General features: G+C 66.1%; 17 protein-coding genes. 7 read left to right on the top strand and 10 right to left on the bottom strand.

Annotated features, from left to right (window positions below):
* Positions 1 to 42: 42 nt before the first annotated feature.
* Together ACQCS0_RS09385 and dut are read right to left on the bottom strand one after the other, a co-directional pair.
* Positions 43 to 780 carry a DUF3710 domain-containing protein gene (locus tag ACQCS0_RS09385; protein ID WP_354154307.1) on the bottom strand — a complete coding sequence of 246 codons (738 nt, stop codon included), beginning with the start codon at positions 778 to 780 and terminating at the stop codon, positions 43 to 45.
* A gap of 105 nt (positions 781 to 885) precedes the next feature.
* Positions 886 to 1,428 (bottom strand): dUTP diphosphatase, encoded by a 543-nt coding sequence (gene dut, locus ACQCS0_RS09380; RefSeq protein WP_354159028.1) that lies wholly within the window; start codon positions 1,426 to 1,428, stop codon positions 886 to 888.
* 113 nt (positions 1,429 to 1,541) lie between these two features.
* Here dut and ACQCS0_RS09375 point away from each other — a divergent pair, with 113 nt between their 5' ends.
* Both ACQCS0_RS09375 and sepH read left to right on the top strand, forming a co-directional pair.
* Positions 1,542 to 2,030 carry a DUF3093 domain-containing protein gene (locus ACQCS0_RS09375; protein ID WP_354159030.1) on the top strand — a complete coding sequence of 163 codons (489 nt, stop codon included), beginning with the start codon at positions 1,542 to 1,544 and terminating at the stop codon, positions 2,028 to 2,030.
* 253 nt (positions 2,031 to 2,283) lie between these two features.
* Positions 2,284 to 3,666: a septation protein SepH gene (gene sepH / locus ACQCS0_RS09370; protein ID WP_426939481.1), complete on the top strand. Its 1,383-nt coding sequence runs from the start codon at positions 2,284 to 2,286 to the stop codon at positions 3,664 to 3,666.
* A 4-nt stretch (positions 3,667 to 3,670) separates the two neighbouring features.
* Here sepH and ACQCS0_RS09365 read toward each other — a convergent pair whose 3' ends face one another.
* Genes ACQCS0_RS09365 through ACQCS0_RS09355 form a run of 3 tightly spaced genes read right to left on the bottom strand, consistent with a single transcriptional unit; the run spans position 3,671 to position 8,390 of the window.
* Complete coding sequence (locus ACQCS0_RS09365) at positions 3,671 to 4,915, bottom strand: nucleotide pyrophosphatase/phosphodiesterase family protein (protein WP_354159034.1); 1,245 nt, start codon at positions 4,913 to 4,915, stop codon at positions 3,671 to 3,673.
* Between the two features lies 1 nt (position 4,916).
* Positions 4,917 to 5,663, bottom strand: a complete 747-nt coding sequence (locus tag ACQCS0_RS09360) for a DUF5998 family protein (RefSeq protein ID WP_282330427.1) — start codon at positions 5,661 to 5,663, stop codon at positions 4,917 to 4,919.
* Positions 5,664 to 5,705: 42 nt separating this feature from the next.
* Complete coding sequence (locus ACQCS0_RS09355; protein WP_354154313.1) at positions 5,706 to 8,390, bottom strand: GNAT family N-acetyltransferase; 2,685 nt, start codon at positions 8,388 to 8,390, stop codon at positions 5,706 to 5,708.
* Positions 8,391 to 8,502: 112 nt separating this feature from the next.
* Between ACQCS0_RS09355 and ACQCS0_RS09350 the strand changes: the two genes are divergently transcribed.
* Complete coding sequence (locus ACQCS0_RS09350; protein WP_354154314.1) at positions 8,503 to 11,013, top strand: DNA topoisomerase IV subunit A; 2,511 nt, start codon at positions 8,503 to 8,505, stop codon at positions 11,011 to 11,013.
* Positions 11,014 to 11,022: 9 nt separating this feature from the next.
* A complete protein-coding gene (locus ACQCS0_RS09345) occupies positions 11,023 to 11,541 on the top strand; it encodes a DinB family protein (protein ID WP_354154315.1) in 519 nt (172 codons plus the stop codon).
* 98 nt (positions 11,542 to 11,639) lie between these two features.
* Here the strand turns inward: ACQCS0_RS09345 and cydD are convergent, their stop codons facing one another.
* The 3 genes from cydD to ACQCS0_RS09330 are packed head-to-tail and all read right to left on the bottom strand — an operon-like array spanning position 11,640 to position 17,802.
* Positions 11,640 to 15,131, bottom strand: a complete 3,492-nt coding sequence (cydD, locus tag ACQCS0_RS09340; protein WP_354154316.1) for a thiol reductant ABC exporter subunit CydD — start codon at positions 15,129 to 15,131, stop codon at positions 11,640 to 11,642.
* Between the two features lie 6 nt (positions 15,132 to 15,137).
* Positions 15,138 to 16,187, bottom strand: a complete 1,050-nt coding sequence (gene cydB / locus ACQCS0_RS09335; RefSeq protein WP_354154317.1) for a cytochrome d ubiquinol oxidase subunit II — start codon at positions 16,185 to 16,187, stop codon at positions 15,138 to 15,140.
* A 22-nt stretch (positions 16,188 to 16,209) separates the two neighbouring features.
* Positions 16,210 to 17,802 carry a cytochrome ubiquinol oxidase subunit I gene (locus tag ACQCS0_RS09330; protein ID WP_354154318.1) on the bottom strand — a complete coding sequence of 531 codons (1,593 nt, stop codon included), beginning with the start codon at positions 17,800 to 17,802 and terminating at the stop codon, positions 16,210 to 16,212.
* Positions 17,803 to 18,063: 261 nt separating this feature from the next.
* Here ACQCS0_RS09330 and ACQCS0_RS09325 point away from each other — a divergent pair, with 261 nt between their 5' ends.
* Both ACQCS0_RS09325 and ACQCS0_RS09320 read left to right on the top strand, forming a co-directional pair.
* Positions 18,064 to 18,450 carry a BlaI/MecI/CopY family transcriptional regulator gene (locus ACQCS0_RS09325; RefSeq protein WP_354154319.1) on the top strand — a complete coding sequence of 129 codons (387 nt, stop codon included), beginning with the start codon at positions 18,064 to 18,066 and terminating at the stop codon, positions 18,448 to 18,450.
* 6 nt (positions 18,451 to 18,456) lie between these two features.
* Positions 18,457 to 19,470 (top strand): M56 family metallopeptidase, encoded by a 1,014-nt coding sequence (locus tag ACQCS0_RS09320; protein ID WP_354154320.1) that lies wholly within the window; start codon positions 18,457 to 18,459, stop codon positions 19,468 to 19,470.
* Between the two features lie 96 nt (positions 19,471 to 19,566).
* Here ACQCS0_RS09320 and ACQCS0_RS09315 read toward each other — a convergent pair whose 3' ends face one another.
* Positions 19,567 to 21,675 (bottom strand): DNA topoisomerase IV subunit B, encoded by a 2,109-nt coding sequence (locus ACQCS0_RS09315; protein ID WP_354154321.1) that lies wholly within the window; start codon positions 21,673 to 21,675, stop codon positions 19,567 to 19,569.
* Between the two features lie 256 nt (positions 21,676 to 21,931).
* Between ACQCS0_RS09315 and ACQCS0_RS09310 the strand changes: the two genes are divergently transcribed.
* Positions 21,932 to 22,153, top strand: a complete 222-nt coding sequence (locus ACQCS0_RS09310) for a DUF7455 domain-containing protein (protein ID WP_160670061.1) — start codon at positions 21,932 to 21,934, stop codon at positions 22,151 to 22,153.
* A 197-nt stretch (positions 22,154 to 22,350) separates the two neighbouring features.
* On the opposite strand, the gene ACQCS0_RS09305 is transcribed toward ACQCS0_RS09310, so the two are convergent.
* Positions 22,351 to 23,652 (bottom strand): RNA polymerase sigma factor, encoded by a 1,302-nt coding sequence (locus ACQCS0_RS09305; protein ID WP_282330436.1) that lies wholly within the window; start codon positions 23,650 to 23,652, stop codon positions 22,351 to 22,353.
* Positions 23,653 to 23,759: the final 107 nt, after the last annotated feature.

Here is a 23,759-nt window from a genome sequence, read left to right as displayed (position 1 = left end):
ATTCCAGCGTGCGGGGACGATTCCAGGCGGTCCTGGCGGGAATCAGCCAATCTGTGTGGTTTCCGGACCACGTTCGGGGCCTTTAATTTCGGGGGCATTGAATTCCGGGGCACCAGGCGCCGGGCTGGCGCTGGCGTCCTTGGGCAGGCGCAGCTGCAGCAGGTCCCGGGGCGGCATGGGGCTGTCGCCCCGGATGACCACAATCTGGCGGAACAGTGACTCAAGCGGTGCGGCAGCCTCGCGCTCCATCGCTGCCGGGCCGCCCAGGACGCCACGCAAGAACCACCGAGGACCGTCGATGCCGATGAAACGCGCCACCCGGTAACCTTGGCTGCCGTCCGGCGTACCGGCGGGCAGTTTGGCGATCAGTTCAGTTCCGAAGCCACCCTCGACTTCTTCAACCTGACCGCCCTGGCTTCCCACGGACTGGCCGATCTGTTCGCGGATTTCGTCCCACAGTCCCTCGGTCTTGGGCGCTGCGAACGCCTGCAGCTGAAGGCTGGAGCCGTCCAGGTCCATGGTCACCGCGACCACGCGCTGCGTGGCTTCCTCAACTTCGAGCCGGAGCTGGAGCCCTTCGCTCGGGGCGATCAACAGTGCACCGAGGTCAACGTAGCCGTCGCGGCTGGAGACCTCGGAAACATCAAAGGGGCCTTCGTCCCGACGCCCGGCGACCGCCGAAGCCACGTCAGCGGAATCCCTTGATTCCCCCGAGGCCTGGGATTCAGCCGGGTCGGCTGAATGGTCCTTCTTGGATTTCCTGCCGAGCCCAAAAACCATGGGGTTTGTCTCCTTAGTTGTGAAAGTGACTCGCCGGCCCGGAGGTCCCGTCGGAAGTCTTAGCTGCCGCGGGCAACCACCGCTGGTTGCCGCCACCGGCGGGTGTCAGGCGTTCGGCGGGGTGAATCCGCCGGTGGATCCGAATCCGCCGGCTCCCCGTACCGATTCACTCAATTCGTTGACGGCGACAAACTGGGCATATTCCACCCGCTGGATCACCATCTGTGCAATTCTATCGCCGCGCCGGAGCTCGATGGCGTTCCTGGAATCGGTGTTGAGGAGAGTCACCGAAATCTCCCCCCGATAACCGGCATCCACGGTGCCCGGCGCGTTAACGATGGTCAGCCCGTGCTTCGTGGCCAGCCCGGAGCGCGGGTGGATCAGGGCAACGAAGCCGGCCGGCAACGCGATGGAAACACCGGTAGCCACCAGCTTCCGCTCTCCGGGCGCCAGGACCAGATCTTCGCGGGCCCGCAGGTCCGCCCCCGCATCGCCCGGGTGGGCATACGACGGTGCCTCCAGCCCGGCGTCGAGCATTTTCAGCTGCACCTGCAGCGTCGGGGCCCCATAGGCTGCGGCTGTATCCAGCGCAGAACCGGACAGCTCATCGTCAGGAACGGATTCAACAGTGGCAAGTTCGTCAGTCACAGTCACTCACTCTAACGCCCAGCCGCAGTTCCGTCCTAGATTCGATGGGACGCCCGGCCAGGGCAGTGTGAGCCCAAGATGAAATAGCCAGCCAAAGGTGGAAAGCTGGTGACATGCCCGAATCCAGCTCCACCGCACCCGTACCTGACACCCCCACTGCCGGCACCCCGGCTGTTTTCCGGGAGAGGCTGTGGCCGAACGTCTGGATCTGGGTGATCACGGCGGGAATCTCCGGCGCCGGGATCCTCGTTTTCGCGCCGATCAGCATGGCTGCAGGCTACACGGCCGCCGGCGTTCTGTTCACGATCATGGCTGTCCTGCTGGTGCTGTCAACCCCAACCATCATTGTCACCAGTGACGCGTTGACGGTAGGTCGTGCCACGATCGAGCGCCGCTATGTTGGCGAAGTGGCTGCGTTCCGCGGCAAGGACGCCACGTCCCAGCGGGGGACCCTGCTCAATGGCCTCGCCTACCTGTGCATCCGTGGCTGGATCGACCCGGTGGTTCGGATCGAAATTACGGACCCGTCAGACCGGACCCCCTATTGGCTGACGTCGTCCAAGCGGCCCGAGGAACTCACAGCCGCGCTTTCGCGGAAATAGCAGCCCGGAGGAAAGGGGCGCCCGGGTGCCGCTGCGCGGGCGCAACTCTCGCCGGACAGGTTCCAATACCCGGACTTCTGCGCGGGTCCGGACGGCCAGGACTCCTGAAACGCGTGCCGCTTGCCTCTTGCCGTTTGCCGCAACGGCGTCCGAAAGTGCCGGAATATCGCGGCGCGCCCTCGCTCCTAACCCAAATAAGTGCCGGTGAGTGGCAGAGTTTCGATTGATAGTAATGCCAGGGTGGAGGATTTGTATGCAGGATCTACGGCTTGTAGGCGTACACGACGACGGGGAGCATCTCCTGTTAAGCGGTGCCGGCGGCGAGATGTTCCAGCTGCCGATCGATGAAGCACTGCGGACGGCCAGCCGGTCTTCGGCGAAGACCGCTTCCGCGGCCGCGCCCACTGCCATGTCCCCTCGGGACATCCAGTCACGGATCCGCAGCGGCGCCACCGCAGCGGACGTAGCTGAGCTTTCCGGGCTGCCCCTCGCAAAAGTCGAGCGGTATGAGGGCCCAGTCCTTGCCGAACGGGAGTATGTAGCGCAGCAGGCGCGGAAGGTGGAAGTCGCCTCGCCCTCCCCCGGCCACGACACCTACCGCTCCGTTTTTGGCGACAACCCGGCGTCCCTCCAGGACATGGTCAACCACCGGCTTTCAGCCCACGGGGTTGAGCCTTCCACTGTGGAATGGGATTCCTGGCGTCGCCAGGACGGCAACTGGACCGTGGTGGCTCGTTTTGAAACCCCAAGGGACGGCACCTCCGGCATCGGCGAGGAGCCGCCTGCGCAATGGACGTTCAGTCCGGTCCGCAAGTCCCTGCAGAACGCCAACCGTTGGGCTCAGCAACTCAGTGAGCTCGAGCCGCTGGACGGTCCCGTCCCGGCCCGCCGCCTCACTGCGGTCTCGGACCGGCCGTTTGACTTTGAAACCGATGCAGAAGCTGCGGCCGCCCGCAATGCGACCGGTCCGCAAGCCGTCACGCCGGCCAGGGAATCCGACGGTCTCCTCGATATGCTCCGTTCACGCCGCGGCCAGCGCCTCGGCGTCGACGAAGACGCCGACGACGCCCTGGCCCTGCTCCTGACCCACGGCGTGCCGGCTGCCCATCCGCGCCCTTCGGAGGTGGTCCCGGAACCGGAATCCAGGGACCAGAAATACCGCGAGCCGGAAACACCGGAGCCGGCTCCCACCGAGTCCAGCGTGCCAGCCGAAGCCGCGCCCGCTGTCGCAGCAGATCCTCTCACCCGCAAGCGGGACGTCCGGCCATCAATGCTGTCCCGGCTCAGCCTCATCCCGCAGCACCGGGACTCTGACGATGATGACGTCCTGAAACTGCACGACGGAGTCAGCACCGACACGAGGGAAATAACCATCGTGGCGTCCCCGCCCCGTCCCGCAGGACACGGTGCCCCCGGAGAATCAGGGTCGGGGCGTCCTGCGCCGAACGTGGGCCTTGACGAACTGCTGGGCGGCGGAAGCCCGCGCAGGGCAGCCTACACTTCTGGCCCCGAGGACGCAGGATCCGGCCAGCACCACGATCATGACGCGGACCAGCCTGAACGGCAGCCGGCGAAACCGAAGCGCTCCACGGTTCCCAGTTGGGACGAGATCGTCTTCGGGACCAAACGGGACTAACGCCTCAGCGTCGCCGTGGCCTGCCTTCGGCCGCAAAGCACAGCAGCGGTACTTCGCGTTCCGCTTTGGTCAGCGAGCCGTGCTGGCCCACCACTTCCATGGCGGCGGGACGCCCGCGGCGAGTGTCGTAGAGCGCCAGGGCGTCACGCGCGGCAATCATGATGTCGCCAATCCGGGGCCCGACGGCGGGGCGCAGTGTGCCGAACAGTCCGGCGGCGACGGCATCCGCCTTGGTAAAAGCCCAGATCCTGTCGCCGAAACGGGTACGCCACGCACGCAACAAGCGCTCCCGGCCTGCGGCATCCGCCGGATCCTCAAGGTAGAGGTGGACCATCCGCGGCTCCCCCGCTGTATGCCGCACGCCATCAACAAGCGACGTGTCCGCGGAGAAGTCGATCCGCTGTTGTTCCGGGACGTCGAGCATCCCATGGTCCGCCGTGAGAAGTACTGTGGTCCCGGCCGGAAGCGAGGCGTGCAGCCGTTTGACGGTTGCGTCGAGTTCTTCGAGCTGGTGTTCCCACTGTTCAGACTGGCAGCCGTGCCGGTGGCCTGCCTTATCCAGGTCGTTGACGTAGAAGTACATCAGGGACTTTCCGGCGGTGTCCATGGCTTCAGCGGCGGCAGCCGTGCGGGCGTGGGCAGTCACTCCTGGGATGAAATTCCCGCCGCGGAGGGCCGCCTGGGTCATGGGCGAGTCGCCGAACTGCGGCAGGCTGACGGTGGTCACATTAAGTGATTCGGCGGCCCGTTCGAGGACGGTAGGGAACGGCTGCCACTCGGCGGGATCCACCTTGGCATCCCAATTGCCGAGCATGTTGACTACCTTGTCCTGGTCCGGGTCCAGGACGTCGTAGCCCACCATTCCATGCTGGCCGGGAGGGAGGCCTGTGCCGAAGCTGGCAAGGGCAGCGGCCGTGGTCGAGGGGAAGGTGGAGTCCAGCCATACCGGAACTTCCCCCTGACCGGACTGCATAACGGAGCGCAGGAACGGTGTGTGGGCGGACTTCTGTTTCAGCAGGTTCCGGCCCAGGCCGTCGGCCAGGACCACGCAGACGCGAGACGCCGGCGGAAGGCGCAGGGTATTGGTGAAACCTTCTACTCCGAGGCTTGCGGCTGCGCTGGTGAGGACGTCCGCGATGGACCGCTGGCCAAAGGCGGGCGCGGGCGGCATGCTCAGTTGCGCGGCGGACCCTTGGGAAACCGCTGCGGAAGCGGCTGAGGAGACCGTTGTTTTCCCTTGGTCCGGCATCTCAGCGCTGCTGATGCCCGCGGCTGAGCCTGTTTCCGAACACACCTGTCCGGGGCCGGGGCTGGAGCGTTTGGCCGGCGTGCGCCACCGGAGCGGTGGAGCCGGTGTTCACAGCCCGCAGGGCGCGGGCGAAGAGTTTGGCGTCCTGGACGGCCTGTGCACCGTCGGCTTCAGCGCTGATCCGCAGGACGATGTCCTCCTGGGCAATGGTGCCGCTGTAACCGTGGTCTGCCTCGCATTGCGGGTCTCCGCAGCTCGCGGGCCCCATGTCCAGCCTCTGCCCGCCGGACCAGGCAATGGCGAGGGTGACTTCCCGGACCGGATCCGAAGGCTTGTAGTCCTGCGGCTGGGAGTACATATAGCTCAGGACCACGGAACGGATCTGCGCGACGGGCACGGATTCGGTGGAAATCTGGGCCACGATCTGTTCGCCGGCGTCGTCGAGCTGCTGGTCGTCCACGTGGGTGATCACCAGCATGTCGGCGGTCAGGACCAGCACCGTGATGTGGCGGCGGACCTCGGCCCGGTCGAAGTGGGTTTCCAGGTGGACCAGGTGGGCCACGCATTCGCGGCCGTCCAGGGCGTCGTCAACGACGTCGGCCACTAGTCGCGGGTAGAAACCCGCCTTCTGGAGCGCACCGTCCAGGCTCTGGCCCTGGGGCGTGTGGCTGTGTGAGCTGTGCGGGCGGGTTGCCTGGTTGTCACTGCCGGAGGTGGAAGGCGTCGACGGGGAAGGCTGTGAGCTCATTCCCCCATTTTCACAGATCGGCAGGGGACATGCTAACCGCGCTCAGCCGAGCATGGCCCGGCGGGCACTGTCAGTGCGCTGGGCCGCGTTGCCGATCCGGATATCTGCGGCCAGGATTGACACGCCCTGAGTCCCGCAGAGAACCGGGTTGAATTCCACCAACGCGATCTCCGGATGGTTGTCCTTCATCCAGGCCAGCCGCCCGGCGACCTCCTCCAAAGCGGCAATATCCACGGCGGGAAGACCCTGGTAGCCGAAGAGCTTGCGGGCGGCCCGGGGTCCGCGGATGAAGTCCTTCACGTCCACGGCGGACAGTGGAGGCACGCGGTGCGACCAGTCATCCAGCAGATTGACGGCGTCCCCGGCCAGCCCGAAGGAGACCACCGGCCCCAACAGTGGATCCTCAATGGCCCGGAACGTGCACGCCTGCCCCACAGGAGCCATGGACTGCACCTCCAGTGCCGGGGAACCGTAAGGTGCCAGCGAGCGCCGCATCTGCACGATGTTGCGGCGCAGGGAATCCGGATCCTCGATGTCGAGGCGGACTCCCCCCAGGTCGAGGCGGTGGCGAAGCGCCGGGTCCGTGGTTTTCAGCGCGACCGGCCAGCCCAGCCTTCCGGCGGCAGCTACGGCCTCATCTTCAGAGTCAAACCCGGCAGATGGCAGCACCGCAATGCCGTAGTGCGCCAGCAGCTCTGCCGCTGACGCCGGTTCCAGGGCCTTGAGTTGCTCCTCGTGGACATCGTGCAGAAGCTGATCCAGCAGGATCCGTGCGCCCTCCGGATCGCAGCCTTCGGGCTGAACAAAGTGACCGGGGTCCCGTGCCACCCATTCCGCGTAGCGCACCACGGCGGCGAGCGCAGCCACAGCCGCACCGGCGTTCGAGAAGCACGGCACTGTCTGCTGTTCGGCCCCCACCATGCCCTCCACATAGATGGAGGGGTCAAGGATGCCGGTGAAGGCAGCGACGACCGGTTTCCCGGCGGCGGCCGAGCATTCGGCCAGGACCTCGGCGATATGGTCCACCGTAAGGCCGCGCACCGGCAGCAGCGCGGCCACCACGGCATGGACGGCGTCGGACGCGAGGGTGTCCCGGAGGCTGCGGCGGAGGGCCGGCAGAGACAGGGACATGCCGGCGTCGAGATCCACGTCGGTGACGATGCCATTCACGGTCAGGCCGTGCGCCTCGGCGCTGTCCGCCACCACTTTGCCCAGCGCCAGGGAGTTGCTGAAGATGGCAAGTCCGGGCCCCGCCGGGAGCGGCTGCCCGGACACTATCTGGGTGATGTCCATCAGCTGTTCGATGGTCTCTACCCGGATGACGCCGGCCTGGCGCATCATGGCGTCCAGTGCACCGGCGGGCGCCTGGGTGGTACGCACGGCGTGGCCAGGCGGCAGCCGCAGGCCCATGGTTTCCGATTTCGCCACCACCACGGGCTTGCTGCGGGCAAGCCGCCGGGCGATCCGGGAGAATTTGCGGGGGTTCCCGATCGACTCCAGGTAGAGGCCCACCGCGGTAGTGTCGGCGTCGTCCTCCCAGAACTGCATCATGTCGTTGCCCGAGACGTCCGCGCGGTTGCCGGCCGACAGGACCGTGGAAACGCCCAGCCGGCGGCGGTATGACGCCGCGTAGAGCGACACACCGATCGCCGCCGACTGGCTGAACAGTCCCAGGCCACCGCGGCTGGGCAGTGAGGGCGCCATGGAGGCGTTCAGCCTCACGTCGGGATGGGTGTTAACGATCCCCAGGGATGCGGGCCCGATCACCCGCATACCGTTGGCCCTGGCCTTGCGCACGAGGTTGCGCTGGCTGGCGAGGCCGCGTTCGCCGTCGTCCTCGAAGCCCGCGGAGGCGATCACCAGACCCTTGACCCCCGCCGCGGCGCACTGATCAACCACCGTGGCCACTTCCTCATACGGAACGGCGATCACTGCGAGCCCCACCGGCTCCGGAACCTCGGAAATCCTGCCGAAGGACAACATTCCGGCGAGCTCCAGCGCCTCCGGGTTGATGGCGTAGACCTGCCCGGAGTAGCCGCCTTCGATGATGTGTTCCAGCAGCTGGTAGCCCACGGTCCCCCATTTGCGGCTCGCCCCGATGACGGCAACGGACGACGGCGCCAGCAGGTCCCGGACGCTTCTCGCCTCGGCGCGGTGCTCGCGTGATTCCATCACTGCACGGGACTTTTCGGTGGGGTCGATGTTGAACTCCAGGCTGACCACGCCGTCGTCGAAATGGCGTTTGACGTCGTAGCCGGCATCGGCGAACACCATCAGCATTTTGCGGTTTTCCGGCAGCACCTCGGCACTGAAGCGCCGGATCCCGTTTTCGTGGGCCGCCGTGGCAAGGTGTTCGAGCAGGATTGAGCCGATACCCCGGCCCTGGTGGGCGTCGGCGATGTTGAACGCGACTTCGGCTTCGAGGGGGTCATTCAGCCTGTCGTAGCGGCCGATTCCCAGGATTTCGCCGCCGAAGGTAATCACCAGGGCAACCCGATCCTTGTAGTCCACTTCGGTGAAGCGCTTGAGCTCCTTGCTGGACAGCCGGGCCTTGAACGCGAAGAAGCGCATGTAGATTGAGTTCTGCGACTGTCCCGTATGGAAAGCCTGGACCGCGTCCGCATCGCTGGGGTGGATGGGCCTCAGATGGGCCGTTCCACCGTCACGGAGTACGACATCAGCTTCCCAATGTTCCGGATATTCGCCGTCCCCGGGCTGATCCACCATAGGCTTAGCCTAACCACAAACTCACGGCGCAGGCCGTGTGCCCGGAGCTCATCCTCCACACCTGCACCCAGACCACTGCTTCACCAGTCACGCAGAAGGATCCACCCGCCCCATGGCCCGCCGCCAAACCCCAGCCCCTGCCGGGGACGCTCCCCAGGATTTCGTCGAGAACATCGTGGACATTGATGTGACGTCCGAGATGGAAGGCTCCTTCCTGGAGTATGCGTATTCGGTGATTTACTCCAGGGCCCTGCCTGATGCCCGGGACGGGCTCAAGCCGGTCCAGCGCCGGATCCTGTACATGATGAGCGAGATGGGCCTGCGTCCGGACCGCGGCCACGTCAAGAGCGCGCGAGTGGTGGGCGAGGTCATGGGCAAACTCCACCCCCACGGCGATACCGCCATCTATGACGCCATGGTCCGGATGGCCCAGGACTTCTCGCTACGCCTGCCGCTGATTGACGGCCACGGAAACTTCGGCTCCCTCGACGACGGTCCCGCGGCACCCCGGTACACGGAGGCCAGGCTCGCGGCGGCGGCCCTGACGCTCACCGCCCACCTCGACGAAGACGTGGTGGACTTTGTCCCCAACTACGACAACCAGCTGACCCAACCGGACGTCCTGCCGGCCGCGTTCCCCAACCTGCTGGTCAACGGCGCCACGGGCATCGCGGTGGGAATGGCCACCAACATGGCCCCGCACAACCTCGTTGAGGTCATCTCCGCGGCGCGGCACCTGATCGCCCACCCGGACGCGACCCTCGATGACCTGATGCGCTTTGTGCCCGGACCGGACCTGCCCACGGGGGGCCGGATCGTGGGCCTGGACGGAATCCGGGACGCCTACGCCACCGGACGCGGTTCCTTCAAGACCCGCGCAAAGGTGGAGATCGAGCAGCTCTCGGCCCGGCGCACCGGCCTGGTGGTCACCGAGCTGCCGTACATGGTCGGCCCCGAAAAGGTGATCGAGAAGATCAAGGACGCGGTCAACAGCAAAAAGCTGACCGGGATCAGTGACATCGTCGACCTGACGGACCGCCAGCATGGCCTGCGCCTGGTCATCGAGCTGAAGAACGGGTTCAACCCGAACGCCGTCCTCCAACAGCTCTACCGCTACTCCCCGATGGAGGATTCCTTCGGCATCAACAACGTGACCCTGGTGGATGGCCAGCCGCAGACCCTCGGCCTGGTGAAGCTGCTCTCCGTCTACGTGGAACACCGGATCGATGTGGTGCGCCGGCGGACGGCCTTCCGGCTGGGCAAGAAGAAGGACCGCCTCCATCTGGTGGAGGGCCTGCTGATCGCCATCGTGGACATCGATGAGGTCATCCAGATCATCCGTTCTTCGGATGAGGTGGCGGCCGCCAGGGTCCGCCTCATGTCCATCTACGATCTTTCCGAAATCCAGGCCAATTACATCCTGGAATTGCGGCTGCGGCAGCTGACCAAGTACTCCCGGATCGAGCTTGAAAAGGAGCAGGAGGAGCTGCGCCGCGAGATCGCGGAGCTCGAAGCCATCCTCGGCTCCGAGGAGCGGCTGCGCGGACTTGTGTCCTCCGAGCTCAGCGAAATCGCCGAAAAATACGGTACGCCGCGGCGCACCGTCCTGCTCGAATCCGAGGCCGTTTCCCCCACCGTGGCCGCAGCCTTGGCGGCCGCCCCCAACGGCAAGGGCAAGGCCGCGCCGCTGGCCCTGGAGATCTCGGACGATCCCTGCTGGGCCATCCTGACGGCGTCGGGACAGATCGCGCGGACATCCAACCAGGATCCCCTCGCCGAGTCCGGGCCGCGTGCCAAGCACGACGTTTTCCGTTCCGTGGTCAAGTCCTCGGCCCGTGGGGAAATAGCCGCGGTCACCTCACAAGGCAGGATGCTTCGGCTTCAGGTCATGGACATGCCGGTACTGCCACCCATGTCCGGGCTGCCCAACCTCGCCGGCGGTGTCCCGGCCAAGGACTTCATCACACTGCTCAAGGCTGAAACGCTGGTGGCGTTCGCCCCGCTCGATGAAGTGCTGGCCATCGGCACGGCCCACGGCGTGGTCAAGCGGGTCCAGCCCGACTACCCCCTGAACCGCGAGGACTGGGAAATCATCGCGCTCAAGGACAAGGATGAAGTGGTGGGTGTGGCGCCGGCCGGGTCTGAGGAGACTGATCTGGTGTTCCTGACCCGTGAGGCGCAACTGCTGCGTTTCAGCGCCGCCAACGTCCGGGCCCAGGGCAGGACGGCCGGCGGCATGGTGGGCATCAAGCTGGCCGCCGGGGACCAGGTGCTGTTCTTCGGGGCTGTCACCGCCGCCGACGACGCCGCCGTGGTGGTCACCATTGCCGGCACCAACGGAGCCCTGCCGGGCACCGCGCCGGGTGCGGCGAAGGTCACATCCTTCGCCGAATACCCTGCAAAGGGCCGTGCGACTGCAGGCGTCCGCGCCCACAGGTTCCTCAAGGGCGAAGACATGCTGCTGTTGGCGTGGGCCGGGCACGGGCCAGCGAAGGCGTCATCGCTGGGCGGCGTGGCCAGGTCGCTGCCGCAGGAGCACGGCCGGCGGGACGGTTCGGGGATTCCGCTGTCCCAGTCAGTGGATGCGGTGGGTCCGGCCATGGCGTGGAGCGATCCGTCCTAGACTGCTGCCATGCCTATCATTCCTGATGAAAAGGACTGGACCTGGGTCCTGTCCCGGCCCTGCCCCGAGTGCTCCTTCGACGCGTCCACCGTCACGCCGGCCACGGTACCGGGCAGCGTGGAAAACATGCTGCCACGCTGGCGGGCTGTTCTCCGCAGGCCTGAGGTGGCCGAACGCCCGGATGACAGGACGTGGGCGGCCCTCGAATACGCCTGCCACGTCCGTGACGTCTTTACACTGTTCGACCAGCGGCTGAACCTCATGCTTGACGCCGACGGCGCCCAATTTGAGAACTGGGACCAGGACGTCACCGCCGTCGAAAAGGATTACGCCAACGCCGATCCCGCCGTGGTCAGCGCAGAACTGACGGCGGAGGGTGAACAGATCGCGGAGTCCTTCGCCGGCGTCCGGGAAGCCGAGTGGGGCCGGCGGGGCGTCCGCAGCAACGGCTCCGAATTCACGGTCCTGACGCTTGCCCAGTACTTCCTGCACGACGTCGTCCATCACCTCCACGATGTGGACGGCTGAGGAGCAGACGGCTCAGCCGGGGACGCTGCACCGGGCAGGCCGGGCAGGCCGGGCAGGGAACGCCGGGCTGCGCATGCCCGACGTTCAGGCCACCGGCCTCAGCCCACCAGCGAAGCAGCCACGCCCATCCGGGAAGCTGCCGGGAGTTCCAGCCGGGCGTCATCAGGCTGGATGTCCGCCGGATTGTGCGTCACCATGACCACCGTGCGGTCTTTCAGGCCGGCGCGGAGGTCTGCCAGCATTTCCCGTCCCGCCTGCGCGTCCAGATGAGCCGTGGGCTCGTCGAGCAGGATAACTTCGGCCCCCGTCAGCAGGGTCCGCGCCACGGCCAACCGTTGCCGCTCTCCGCCGCTGAGGAAGGAACCACCCGGCCCGATCCGGGTGTCCAGCCCGGCTGGCAGCCGCGACACCAAGTCGCTGAGGCCGACGGCGGCCAGCGCCGCTTCCAGCTCGGCGTCACCTGCCGTGGGCGCATCATCGGCAGGCGTACCATCGCTGCGAGCAGCGGAAGCGCCCGTCACCGAGTCCGCGGCTGGGACGCCCAGCATGAGGTTGCCCCGCACCGTCGAATCGAACAGATGTGCCTCCTGCGGGCACCAGGCCGCCGTCCCTGTCACCGCTGCGCGGCCGGTGGCGGCCGGCAGAAATCCCAGCAGGACGGCGAGCAACGTGGATTTCCCCGCGCCCGACGGTCCGGTGACCGCCAGCCAGGTCCCGGGTCCGGCCGTTGCGGAGACCCTGGAGAACACCAGTTCTCCGCCGGGCCACGCCGCCCCGACGTTTTCCAGTTCAACGCCAGCGGCGGCGCCGGAACGGGCGGGGACAGCATGCAGTCCGTCGCCGGCCCCAGTTTCGGTGGCGCCGCCGTCCAGCACGCCAGAGTCGCCGATCCGGCGCATAACGCTGCGCAGGGCCGGGTACTGGCGCACCGCCGTCGTCACCGCTGCGTACGGTTCAACCAGCGCCAGCTGCAGCAGCACAACAACCGCGGCAGTGGCGGGCTCCAGGGTTCCCGCCAGTACCTGGGGTGCGGCCAGCACGGCAGCGGCCAAGGCGGCGCTTCCGCAGGCAGCGACTGTGATGGCCTGGCCGAGGCCTTCGGCCCACGCGGAACGCTGCGATGACCGGGTGGCCAGGCGGTCCTCGGCGCGCAGCGCGTCCAGGACGGTGCCCGCGACTCCGTTCGCGTGCAGCTCTGCCCGGGCATCCAGCGCAGCCGACGTGCGCCGCAGGACGCGTGCCCGCAGACTCTGCTCCGCTGTAGCTGAGCGGCGGTCCCCCCACAGGGCCGCGGCCGGCGCCAGGAACAGGCTGAGCGCCGCTGCCAAGGCAACGGCAGGGAGCGCAGCAGGCGCCACCAGGGCGGTTGCCACCAGCGCCGAACCGGCCACGGCAAGGGCCGTCACGGGCGGCAGGACAACCCGCGGCAACAGATCCCGGACGGTGTCGACGTCGTCAATCACCGTGCCCAGGACGTTCCCGCCCTGCAGGAGCCGCCGGAGCGAGAGTGCCTTCCGGCTCAGTGCTTCCCAGAGCCGGCCGCGCAGCCGGGTGAGGGCGCCGAAGACGGCGTCGTGCAGCAGGAGCCGTTCCCAGTAACGCAACACGGCGCGTCCGATACCGAAGAACCGCACACCGACGATGGCGGTGAGCAGGTACAGGATGGGCGGCTGTTCGCTTGCCCTGATGATGAGCCAGCCGGACAGGCCGGACAGGGCCACGGCGAAAATAGCGGCAAAGGTGCCCACTGCCGCGGCACCGGCGAACCGGCCGGCCACCGGTGACAGCAGTCCGGTCAGGAGGCGGGCAGTTCGGCTTGGCCGGGGATCCCCGGCGGCAGGGTTCTGTGTCCCCGCCAGGTGACGCCTGACAGTTTCCAGGACATGCTCCTGCGCCGCGGTTGTCCCGGTGGGCCGGGTCCCGGCCAACACCACGGCTCCGCCGGAGGGAACGGTGATGCCGTGGGCCGATACAGGCACCAGATGGTCAGCCAGCTCGCGGGTCTGTTGGTCGTGGGCCACCAGAATGACGGTGACCTGGCCCCGGAGCGCACGGATCGAATCCTGCACCAGCGCCGCCGACACCCCGTCAAGGTGTGCAGTGGGCTCGTCGAGCAGCAGAACGGTGGCACCGGACCTGATGCGGGCCAGGCCACGAGCCAGCGCAACGCGCCGCAGCTCGCCCGGGCTCAGTTCGGCCGGATGGTGGCCGGCGAGGTGCCCGGCTGCCGCCGCCGCCAGGCAATCCCGTGCCGCCCCGGCTGCCGCCGGAGTATCAGGTCCCATTCCGCCACCGAGATACAGCACGACCTCCCCGAGCACGGAGTCCGCCACCATCACCGGATGCTGCGGAACCCAGGCGATGGCGTCGCGCTGCAGGCCGGCGAGGCGGCCGGACACTATGGTTCCGCCGCCGTCTCCGACGGTCCCGGCCAGCACGCCAAGGACAGTGCTTTTGCCGGCGCCGCTGGGGCCGTCGAGGGCGGTGATCAGCCCTTGCGGTGCAGTGAAAGTTAAGGGCCCGACGGCGGGAGCGGAGCGTCCGGAGTAGGTGACGGTGAGGCCCGTGACTCTCACTCCCCCGGACCCGGGCACGGAGCCCGGGCTGCCGCCGTCGGACGCGGCAGCTTCGCGTCCCGGTGCGGGCAGCGGCTGCGGCTCGGGTGCTTCAGTGACCTTTCTGGTCGCGGCCAGGGCGGCCCGGCCGTCATCACTGGCGTGATGGGCCGTGCCCAGCTCGCGCAGCGGCAGGTAGCAGTCGGGGGCGAGGATCAATGCCAGCAGGCCGGCTTCGAGTGGCATGTCGCCGTGCACCAGGCGGACACCGATGAACACGGCGACCACTGCGACGGAAATCGTAGCGATCAGTTCCAGGGCCAGTGCGGACAGGAACGCGGTGCGCAGTGTCCCCATGGTCCTGGCGCGGTAATCCTCCGAGATCTCCTCGAGGGCCCTGCGCTGTGCGGTGGCACGGCCCAGTCCCACCAGGACCGGCAGGCCCTTGGCGAGCTCAAGCATGTGGGCGGACAGCCGGGTCAGGCTTTCCTGGGCCGCACTGACATGGTCCTCGGTGTACCGGCCAATCAGCACCATAAACAGCGGGACGAGCGGAACTGTCAGGACAATCACCACCGCGCTGACCCAATCGGCGAACAGGATGCGCGCCCCGAGCAGCAGCGGAATCGCGGCACAGTTCACGAGGGCGGGAAGGAACTGCGTGTAGTAGCTGTCCAGAGCATCCAGACCGCGCGTGGCCAGCACGGCCAGCCCGCCGTCGGCCGGGCCGGTGCTGCGTGCACCGTTCCGCAGGGCCCGGGCCAGCAGTTCGGCGCGGAGCTCCTCCTTGATGCCCAACGCGGCGCGGCGCGCTGCGATGCCCTGGGCCCACACGGTGGCAGACCTCAGGACAACGCCCGCCAGGCCCCACGGCAACTGCTCGGGCCAGGACCCGCTCCCGAACGCCAGGCCGGCCAGCATGGCAGCCACGGCCTGCCCCATCAGAACCAGCGACAGCGCCTTCAGCGCTGCCAGCAGGCCAAGCCAGTAAATGGCGGAACGGGTAGCCGGTCCGGCCGGAAAATCAGGGCGCACGGCCGGTCAGCCCTTCGTGGTGAACGCCCTGACGGCAATGGCCGGCAGGAAGCTGTGGGCTACGGGGATCTGGGACGCGTTGACTCGGCGCCGGAACACCCAGTAAGTCCACGCCTGGTAGGTGACCACCAGGGGCAGGCCAACAGCTGCCACCACGCTCATGAGCCCGAGCGTGTAATCGGACGACGACGCGTTGGCGACGGTGAGATCAAACGCAGGGTTCAGTGTGGAGGGCAGCACCACGGGGAAAACGGCGCCGAAAATGGATGTGCTGCCGAGGAGGAGGAAGGCCCCCATCGCCATAAATGCCCTGCCTTCGGATCCGCGCCGGGCCAGGAACCATGCGGCTGCTGCGGCCACCACGGCCACGATCACCGCTGCCCAGGTCCACGGCTTGCCCTCCAGGAACTGGAGGATGAGTGCCCAGCCGGCCAGGGGCAGCAGCAGGACCGGAAGCAGCCGGACGAACCAGCGGCGCGCACGGTGGCGGATGTCGCCGTCGGTCTTCAATGCGAGGAACGCCAGCGCGTGGAGCAGGGAGAATCCCACCACGGCCAGCCCGCCCAGCACGGCGTACCCGCTGAACCAGGCGAACGCACCGCCTTCGCGGTCACCGTTCGCGTTCAGCGGCAGGCCGGTGGTGGTCAGGGCCAGTGCGGCGCCGACACCGAACGCGGCAAAGAAGGAGCCCAGCGCGATGGCCCAGTCCCAGCGCGCGCGCCACGTGTCGGTGTCACCCTTGCCTCGGTATTCAAACGCCACGGCACGGAAGATGAGGGCTACCAGCACTACCAGGAGGGGGAGGTAGAGGGCGGAAAACAGCGAGGCGTACCACAGCGGGAACGCCGCAAACGTTGCGGCCCCGGCGGTAATCAGCCAGACCTCGTTGCCGTCCCAGACCGGGCCGACGGTGTTCAGCAGTACGCGACGCTCGGTGTTGTTCCGCGCGAACAGTTTCATCAGCATTCCCACGCCGAGGTCAAATCCTTCAAGGAAGAGGTATCCGGTCCAAAGCACCGCGATGACGATGAACCAGATGGTGGGCAGCAGTTCCATGCTCGAGTATCCTCTGCTCTTCTTAGTAGGCGAATGCCAGGACGTCGCCGGCGGGTTTGCCTGCGCCAGGGCCCTTGTCGGTGTCCCCGTTTTCGTCGGCCGGGGTGTGGGCCAGTTCCGGCATCGCGGATACCACACCGCCCCGGATGAACTTGACCAGTAGTTTGACCTCAACCACAAGCAGCGCGGCATAGACGGCGGTCAGAACGATCAGTGACGTCAGCAGTTCACCGGCCGACACTCCGGGTGAGACGGCTGCTGCGGTGAACATAAACACCTGGTCGATGCCGTTCAGGTCCGGGTTGGGGGCCACCACAAACGGCTGCCGGCCCATCTCGGTGAAGATCCATCCGGCCGCGTTGGCGCCGAACGGGGCCAGGATGCCGAACACCGCGAGGCGCATCAGCCAGCGCGATGCCGGTACCGTGCCCTTTCTTGTGACCCAGAGCGCCAGGAGCGCGGCAAGCGCCGCTATACCCCCGAAGCCGATCATCATCCGGAAGCCCCAGTACGTGACTTCCATGACCGGGACGTACTGGATCTCCTGGCCTGCCCTCTCGCCGTAGATCGGGTTGTCGGGCAGGTGGGTTCCGTAGTCGGCCTTGTACTGGTCCAGGAGGCTGTTGACGCCCTGGACCTCGGTAGTGAAGTCGCCCTTGGCGAGGAAGGACAGGATGCCGGGTACTTCGATCACGGCCTTGATGTCATCGCAGTTCTTGGAGCCCAGGTTCCCGATGCTCAGCACGGAGAAGCCCGTACCGTCGTGGCAGGCGGCTTCGGCCGCGGCCATCTTCATGGGTTGCTGCTCAAACATCAACTTTCCCTGGAGGTCGCCGGTCAGTGCGGTGCCGGCGAACGAGATCATGGCGACGACGGCGCCGATCCGCAGGGAGCGGATCCAGACTTTGTAATCGGTCCGGTCACGGCCGGGGATGGCTGCTTCACCGGGAATCACCTTCCCGTCGGCGCCGACGGCGTCGACTCCGTCGGTGCGCCTGCGCCAGAGGTGGTACCAGGCAATGCCGAGAAGGAAGCCGCCGGCCACGGCCAGTGCGCCCATCAGGGTGTGCGGGAAGGCCACGAGTGCAGTGTTGTTGGTGAAGACTGCCCAGGCGTCCGTCATGACCGGCCGGCCGTCGATAATCTTCGCGCCCACGGGATGCTGCATCCAGCTGTTGGCTACGATGATGAAGTACGCGGAGAACACCGATCCCACCACGGCCACCCAGAGGCAGGCCAGGTGGATGGCTGGCTTCAGCTGCTTCCAGCCGAAGATCCACAGGCCCAGGAACGTGGACTCAACGAAGAAGGCCAGCAGCGCCTCCAGCGCCAACGGCGCCCCGAAGACGTCTCCAACGAACCGGCTGTACTCGCTCCAGGCCATGCCGAACTGGAACTCCTGCACAATGCCGGTGGCCACGCCCATGATGAAGTTGATCAGGAAGAGCTTGCCCCAGAACTTGGTCATCCGGAGGTATTCCTCCTTGCCGGTGCGGTGCCAGAGCGTCTGCATCACGGCGACCACCAGGCCCAGTCCGATGGTGAGGGGCACCATCATGAAGTGGTAGACGGTGGTGATGCCGAATTGCCAGCGTGCGATTTCCAGAGCTTCCACAGCAGTCCCTCGGTTGGCGGTGCTACTTTTCTACGGTTCGTAGAACTTTGACTTCTACAGAGTGTAGAACAATGCGGCCAGCACTGTAAACCAACAGTTCCATGAGGAAATGGCGCCCACAAGGCCGCGGCGCGCCGACTGTTCTACCGTACGTAGAAACTCAGCCGAAAAACAGGTAAATTTGTTCTTGTATATGTAGCGCTGGTGCAGTCACCGCGGCCGTGAACGGCCCGGTGCGGGGAAATCGAAGGATGTATGGCAATGGCAAGTCTTGGCGAACTGGAACGGGCAGTGATGGATCTGCTCTGGGCGGGCCACGAAGCAGCCACAGCGAATACCCTGCGCGACAGACTGGCAACAACCACTGAAGCTAGCGGGGATGCCGCAGGGCATGAGGGCAAGGAGCTTGCCGTCACAACAGTCCTGACCGTCCTCTCGCGGCTCGAGAAGAAGGGCCTGGTGGAGCGGGAACGCGGTACGCGGCCGCACCGCTACCAGGCCGTTTCGAGCAGGGAAGACCACACGGCGGAACTGATGCATGAAGTCCTGGGCTCGGCGCCCGACCGCGAAGCCGTGCTGGCACGGTTCATCGGCTCCGTGACGGACAGTGAAGCGGAAACCCTGCGCAAACTGCTTGGCCACATCTAGGGGACCATGTTCTGGACCTCGTACCTGCTGGCGGTCCTCGCGATAGTCCTGGCGTGGCCAGTGCCTATCCTGCTTTCCCGTGCCTCCTGGCCTGCACGGTCACCATTCACTGCCATGCTGCTGTGGCAGGCAATAGCACTCGCGGGCGGACTGTCCATGATCGGCGCCATGCTGGTCTACGGGCTCGAACCGATCGGAGACAACCTCATCTCGGGGCTGCACGGGCTGGCGGCCATGGTCCTCTTCAACGCGCCCACCACGGCACTGGGCTTCTGGCATCTCTTCGCACTGTCCGCGGCGGCGCTGCTCACCGCCCACCTGGTCTTCACCCTCCTGCTGACGTACTACAGGATCGAACGGCAGCGGCGTCGGCACCGGGAGCTCCTGGCCCTGTTGGCCGCCCCGTCCGTTGACGCAGACCGAACAGTGGTCATCAGCCACGATTCACCTGTTGCCTATTGCCTGCCGGGCGGGGCCCGCTCCGTTACGGTGCTCTCGGACGGCCTGATGGCGGCTCTGGAGCCGGCCGAATTAAGGGCGGTCCTGAGCCACGAGAATGCCCACCTCAACCAGCGCCACCATCTCCTGCTCTGGGCGTTTGCCGCGTGGCGCCAGGCGCTCCCCTGGCTGCCCACCACCCGCCTCGCGCAGGAGGCGGTGAACTCGCTGATCGAAATGCTGGCTGACGACGTAGCACTCAAGACGGAAAGCAACGCCACGCTCATCAAGGCGATCGCCATAGTGGCCAGCGGCCCCACCGGAGGTATGGCCGCTGGTACGGCGACGGGTGTGGCTGCCGCCGCCCTGCCGTCCGCGCACCCCGGCCTTGCCCTGGATGGGCTTGAGGCGCCCGCCGGCGCCGTCTCAGGTTCTGCCCGGACCACCATGTCCCGGGTCAGCCGGCTGCTGTCCCCTCAGCCGCAGCTTCCTGCCGCCGCCCGCGGGCTGGTGCTTGCCGGCTGCGCCCTGCTCCTGGCCCTGCCCACCGCCCTGCTGATCGTGCCTGGCCTGCTGGGTTGAAGCGCGGCTACTGAACCTCCGCATCGGCTGAATCCCGTCACCGACTGAATCCCCGCTTGTGGGCTTTGCCGTCCTGGGCCGGACCGTCACCGGTCGTCAGGCGTCGATCCGCTCCCGGTCCAGGCTGGAGGCGCCTGCGATGATGAAGTCTTTACGGGGGGCCACATCGGATCCCATCAGCAGGTCGAACGTGTCCTCCGCGTGCTTGGCATTCTCGATGCCCACTTTGCGCAGTGTCCGGTGCCGCGGATCCATGGTAGTTTCGGCCAGCTGCCCGGCGTCCATCTCGCCCAGGCCCTTGTACCGCTGGATCGGCTCCTTGTAGCGCTTGCCTTCCTCGGCCAGCCGGGCCAAGAGCACGTGCAATTCCGTCTCCGAGTAGGTATAGATCATGTCATTGGCCTTCTGCCCGGCGTTGATGACCTCCACCCGGTGCAGCGGCGGCACGGCAGCATAGACCCTTCCGGCGTCGATCATGGGGCGCATGTACCGGAAGAAAAGCGTCAGCAGCAGCGTCCGAATGTGCGCGCCGTCCACGTCGGCATCGGTCATCAGGATGACCTTGCCGTACCGGGCCGCGTTGATGTCGAAGCTGCGGCCCGAACCTGCGCCCACCACCTGGATCAGCGCAGCACATTCGGCGTTGGACAGCATGTCTCCCACGGACGCCTTCTGCACGTTCAGGATCTTGCCGCGGATGGGCAGCAGCGCCTGGAAGTCCGAGGACCGCGCCAGCTTGGCAGTTCCCAGCGCCGAGTCACCTTCCACAATGAACAGTTCGGAACGGTCGACGTCGTCCGTCCGGCAGTCGGCGAGCTTGGTGGGCATGGACGAGGTCTCCAAGGCGTTCTTACGCCGCTGGGTCTCCTTGTGTACCCGAGCGGAAATCCGGGACTTCATCTCGCTGACGATTTTCTCCAGGAGCAGCGCTGAATGGGCCTTGTCATTCCGGTTGGCTGAGTTCAGCTTCGCGGTGATCTCCTGCTCAACGACCTTCGCGACGATGGCGCGGACCGCGGAGGTGCCCAGGACCTCTTTGGTCTGGCCCTCGAACTGCGGCTCGGCCAACCGGACCGTCAGCACAGCCGTCAGCCCGGCGAAGATGTCGTCTTTCTCAATTTTGTCGTTGCCGGCCTTCAGCTTGCGGGCGTTGGCCTCCACTGCTTTCCGGAACGTCTTGACCAGCGCCTGCTCGAAGCCTGACTGGTGGGTTCCGCCCTTGGGCGTGGCGATGATGTTGACGAAGCTGCGGACAGTGCTGTCATAGCCGATGCCCCAGCGGAGCGCCACGTCCACTTCACAGTCGCGTTCAACCTCGGCGAGCTGGCTGTGCCCGCGCTCGTCCAGTACCGGCACGGTTTCCTTGAATTTGCCTGAACCGTGCAGCCGCCAGACGTCGGTGACGGCGGGATCGGCGGCCAGGAACTCGACGAACTCGGACAGGCCGCCGTCGTGATGGAACACCTCTTCGTGGCCCGCCGCTTCACCGGGGGTCCCTGGCAGCCTGCGTTCATCGCGGACGGTGAGCTTGAGCCCCGGCACCAGGAAGGAAGTCTGCCGTGCCCGCGCGGCCAGTTCGTCATAGGAGAACTTGGCGTCCGGCGTGAAAATCTGACGGTCGGCCCAGTAGCGGATCCGGGTCCCGGTCACACCACGCTTCGCCTTGCCTACCACGTCCAGCACGGAGCCGTCCACAAACGGCGCGAACACTGCCGACGGGTCCAGCTTGGATCCCTGGTCCTTGAAGCGCCCCGGCTCGCCGCGCCGGAATGACATTTTGTAGGTTTTGCTGCCGCGGTCCACTTCAACGTCCAGGCGGGCAGACAGGGCGTTCACCACGGAGGCGCCCACGCCGTGCAGGCCGCCGGAAGCCGTGTAGGACCCGCCGCCGAACTTGCCGCCCGCATGGAGTTTGGTGAAGACCACCTCAACGCCGGTGAGCCCCGTCTTCGGTTCCACGTCCACGGGGATGCCGCGGCCGTCGTCGTGAATTTCCACGGAGTTGTCCGCGTGCAGGATGATCTTGATGTCGTGGCCAAAACCGGCAAGCGCTTCGTCCACCGAGTTGTCGATGATCTCCCACAGGCAGTGCATCAGCCCGCGCGAATCGGTGGAACCGATATACATGCCGGGGCGCTTGCGGACGGCTTCGAGGCCCTCCAGGACAGAAAGATGCCGGGCGGTGTAATCGGAACTTGGTGCCACGGGTTGTGAACTCCTTCAGTGACGGAACAGCTGGCGCTGCGGGCGCTGCATCAAGCCTAGTCGGCGCGGCAGCAGACGGGTGGCTGCCACACGTGGCCAAGGCTGTGCGCCGGCCCACTCGTTATCCTTCCGTGACGGAAACCTGCGCCTTGATGAATTCTTGTGGCTACGCGGACAGCGAACTTGACCCGTCCTTGCGATGGAATTGCTACGAATACTGGTTATATAGACATACAGATCTACTAAGGAGGCCGACATGACAACAGCAGTGGCAGACCGCACACTCAACGCACTGGACCGGTGCGATCGCTGCGGAGCTCAGGCATATGTCCGCGTTGTACTCGAGTCCTCCGGCGGTGAGTTGCTGTTCTGCGGCCACCATGCCCGTGCAATCGAGGCTACACTGAGGCCGTTGAGCTCCGACTGGCACGACGAGACGGGCAGGCTTCACGAGAAGGCTCCCGTGGCCGTCGACTGACTAGGCGCACCAACCTTTAACACCAAAGAAGAGGACTCCTCCAGCCGGAGGGGTCCTCTTCTTTTTTATGGAGACCAAGCATTTCTTTGCTGTGGAGACCACGCGTTGAATCCCAAAGCGGACAACGCGGGTCCCCTCCTCACCCCTCAACCCGAAGATGATGGGCGGAAAGTGACCCGCGCTGCCTGAGTCCCGATCTAGTCCAGGTAGTCCCGCAGCACCTGCGACCGTGACGGGTGGCGGAGCTTGGACATGGTCTTGGATTCGATCTGGCGGATACGCTCACGCGTAACACCGTAGACCTTGCCGATCTCGTCTAAAGTCTTCGGCTGGCCGTCGGTCAGGCCGAAACGCATGGCCACCACGCCGGCTTCGCGCTCGGACAGGGTGTCCAGAACGGAATGCAACTGTTCCTGCAGGAGCGTAAAGCTCACGGCATCAGCGGGAACAACGGCCTCAGAGTCCTCGATGAGGTCGCCGAACTCGGAGTCACCGTCTTCACCCAGCGGGGTGTGAAGGGAGATCGGTTCGCGGCCGTACTTCTGGACCTCGACGACCTTTTCAGGAGTCATGTCCAGTTCGAGGGCCAGTTCTTCGGGCGTGGGTTCGCGGCCCAGGTCCTGGAGCATCTGGCGCTGCACGCGGGCCAGCTTGTTGATGACTTCGACCATATGCACCGGGATGCGGATGGTGCGGGCCTGGTCTGCCATGGCACGGGTGATGGCCTGGCGGATCCACCATGTGGCGTACGTGGAGAACTTGAAGCCCTTCGTGTAGTCAAATTTCTCGACAGCACGGATCAGACCCAGGTTGCCTTCCTGGATGAGGTCCAGAAACAGCATGCCTCGGCCGGTGTAGCGCTTGGCCAGTGAAACCACGAGGCGGAGGTTGGCTTCGAGCAGGTGGTTCTTGGCGCGCTTGCCGTCGTGGATGACGAACTCAAGTTCACGCTTGAACTTGGGTTCCATCGAGCCGTCGTCGGCGTTGATCTTCTCTTCGGCGAAGAGTCCGGCTTCGATCCGGAGCGCGAGGTCGACTTCCTGCTCGGCGTTGAGCAGCGCCACCTTACCGATCTGCTTGAGGTAGTCCTTGACGGGGTCAGCCGTCGCACCGGCCGACATCACCTGCTGGACAGGGGCATCGTCGTCATCGGCATCCGAGTAGACAAACCCCTTGCCCGTTGCTGCTGAGGCGGCCTTGGCTGCGTTGATCTCGCTGTCATCGGCGATGTTGATGTCGTCGAGGTCCTCCTCAACGTCCTCATCATCGTCGCCGCGCGCGGATTTTCCGGCTGCTTCGGCAGCGGCTTTGGCGCCGGGCTTGGGCCCGCGCTTCTTGGGCTCAGGCTTGCCGTCCAAACCGGCGTCACCGGAGGCATCCTTGATGGCTTTGTTGGCTGCCCGCGTCGCTGCTCGCTTGGCGTTCGTTGCAGCCTGCTTCGCCTCAGGGGACAAATCGTCCTGGGCGGCGGGTTCCTTCTTCGCGGAAGACGGGGTCACAGAAAACCTTTCTAGCGGCGGTCTGTGGAATCACCATACGGGCAACACCACTATGACCCTGTCAAGTCCGTGATAGATATCAGGTGCAACCACGGCCGGCAGAGTCT

Source organism: Pseudarthrobacter sp. S6 (assembly GCF_050156575.1).
In the GTDB taxonomy this organism is placed as follows: domain Bacteria; phylum Actinomycetota; class Actinomycetes; order Actinomycetales; family Micrococcaceae; genus Arthrobacter.
Note: the sequence above shows the minus strand (reverse complement) of the source record. Positions and strands in the feature narration are given on the sequence as shown.

Bases quoted from the DNA above. Each gene is read 5' to 3' on its own strand.
- ACQCS0_RS09385 (WP_354154307.1), bottom strand. From the start codon at position 780: ATGGTTTTTGGGCTCGGCAGGAAATCCAAGAAGGACCATTCAGCCGAC.
- ACQCS0_RS09375 (WP_354159030.1), top strand. From the start codon at position 1,542: ATGCCCGAATCCAGCTCCACCGCACCCGTACCTGACACCCCCACTGCC.
- sepH (WP_426939481.1), top strand. From the start codon at position 2,284: ATGCAGGATCTACGGCTTGTAGGCGTACACGACGACGGGGAGCATCTC.
- ACQCS0_RS09365 (WP_354159034.1), bottom strand. From the start codon at position 4,915: ATGCCGGACCAAGGGAAAACAACGGTCTCCTCAGCCGCTTCCGCAGCG.
- ACQCS0_RS09360 (WP_282330427.1), bottom strand. From the start codon at position 5,663: ATGAGCTCACAGCCTTCCCCGTCGACGCCTTCCACCTCCGGCAGTGAC.
- ACQCS0_RS09355 (WP_354154313.1), bottom strand. From the start codon at position 8,390: ATGGTGGATCAGCCCGGGGACGGCGAATATCCGGAACATTGGGAAGCT.
- ACQCS0_RS09350 (WP_354154314.1), top strand. From the start codon at position 8,503: ATGGCCCGCCGCCAAACCCCAGCCCCTGCCGGGGACGCTCCCCAGGAT.
- ACQCS0_RS09345 (WP_354154315.1), top strand. From the start codon at position 11,023: ATGCCTATCATTCCTGATGAAAAGGACTGGACCTGGGTCCTGTCCCGG.
- cydB (WP_354154317.1), bottom strand. From the start codon at position 16,187: ATGGAACTGCTGCCCACCATCTGGTTCATCGTCATCGCGGTGCTTTGG.
- ACQCS0_RS09325 (WP_354154319.1), top strand. From the start codon at position 18,064: ATGGCAAGTCTTGGCGAACTGGAACGGGCAGTGATGGATCTGCTCTGG.
- ACQCS0_RS09320 (WP_354154320.1), top strand. From the start codon at position 18,457: ATGTTCTGGACCTCGTACCTGCTGGCGGTCCTCGCGATAGTCCTGGCG.
- ACQCS0_RS09310 (WP_160670061.1), top strand. From the start codon at position 21,932: ATGACAACAGCAGTGGCAGACCGCACACTCAACGCACTGGACCGGTGC.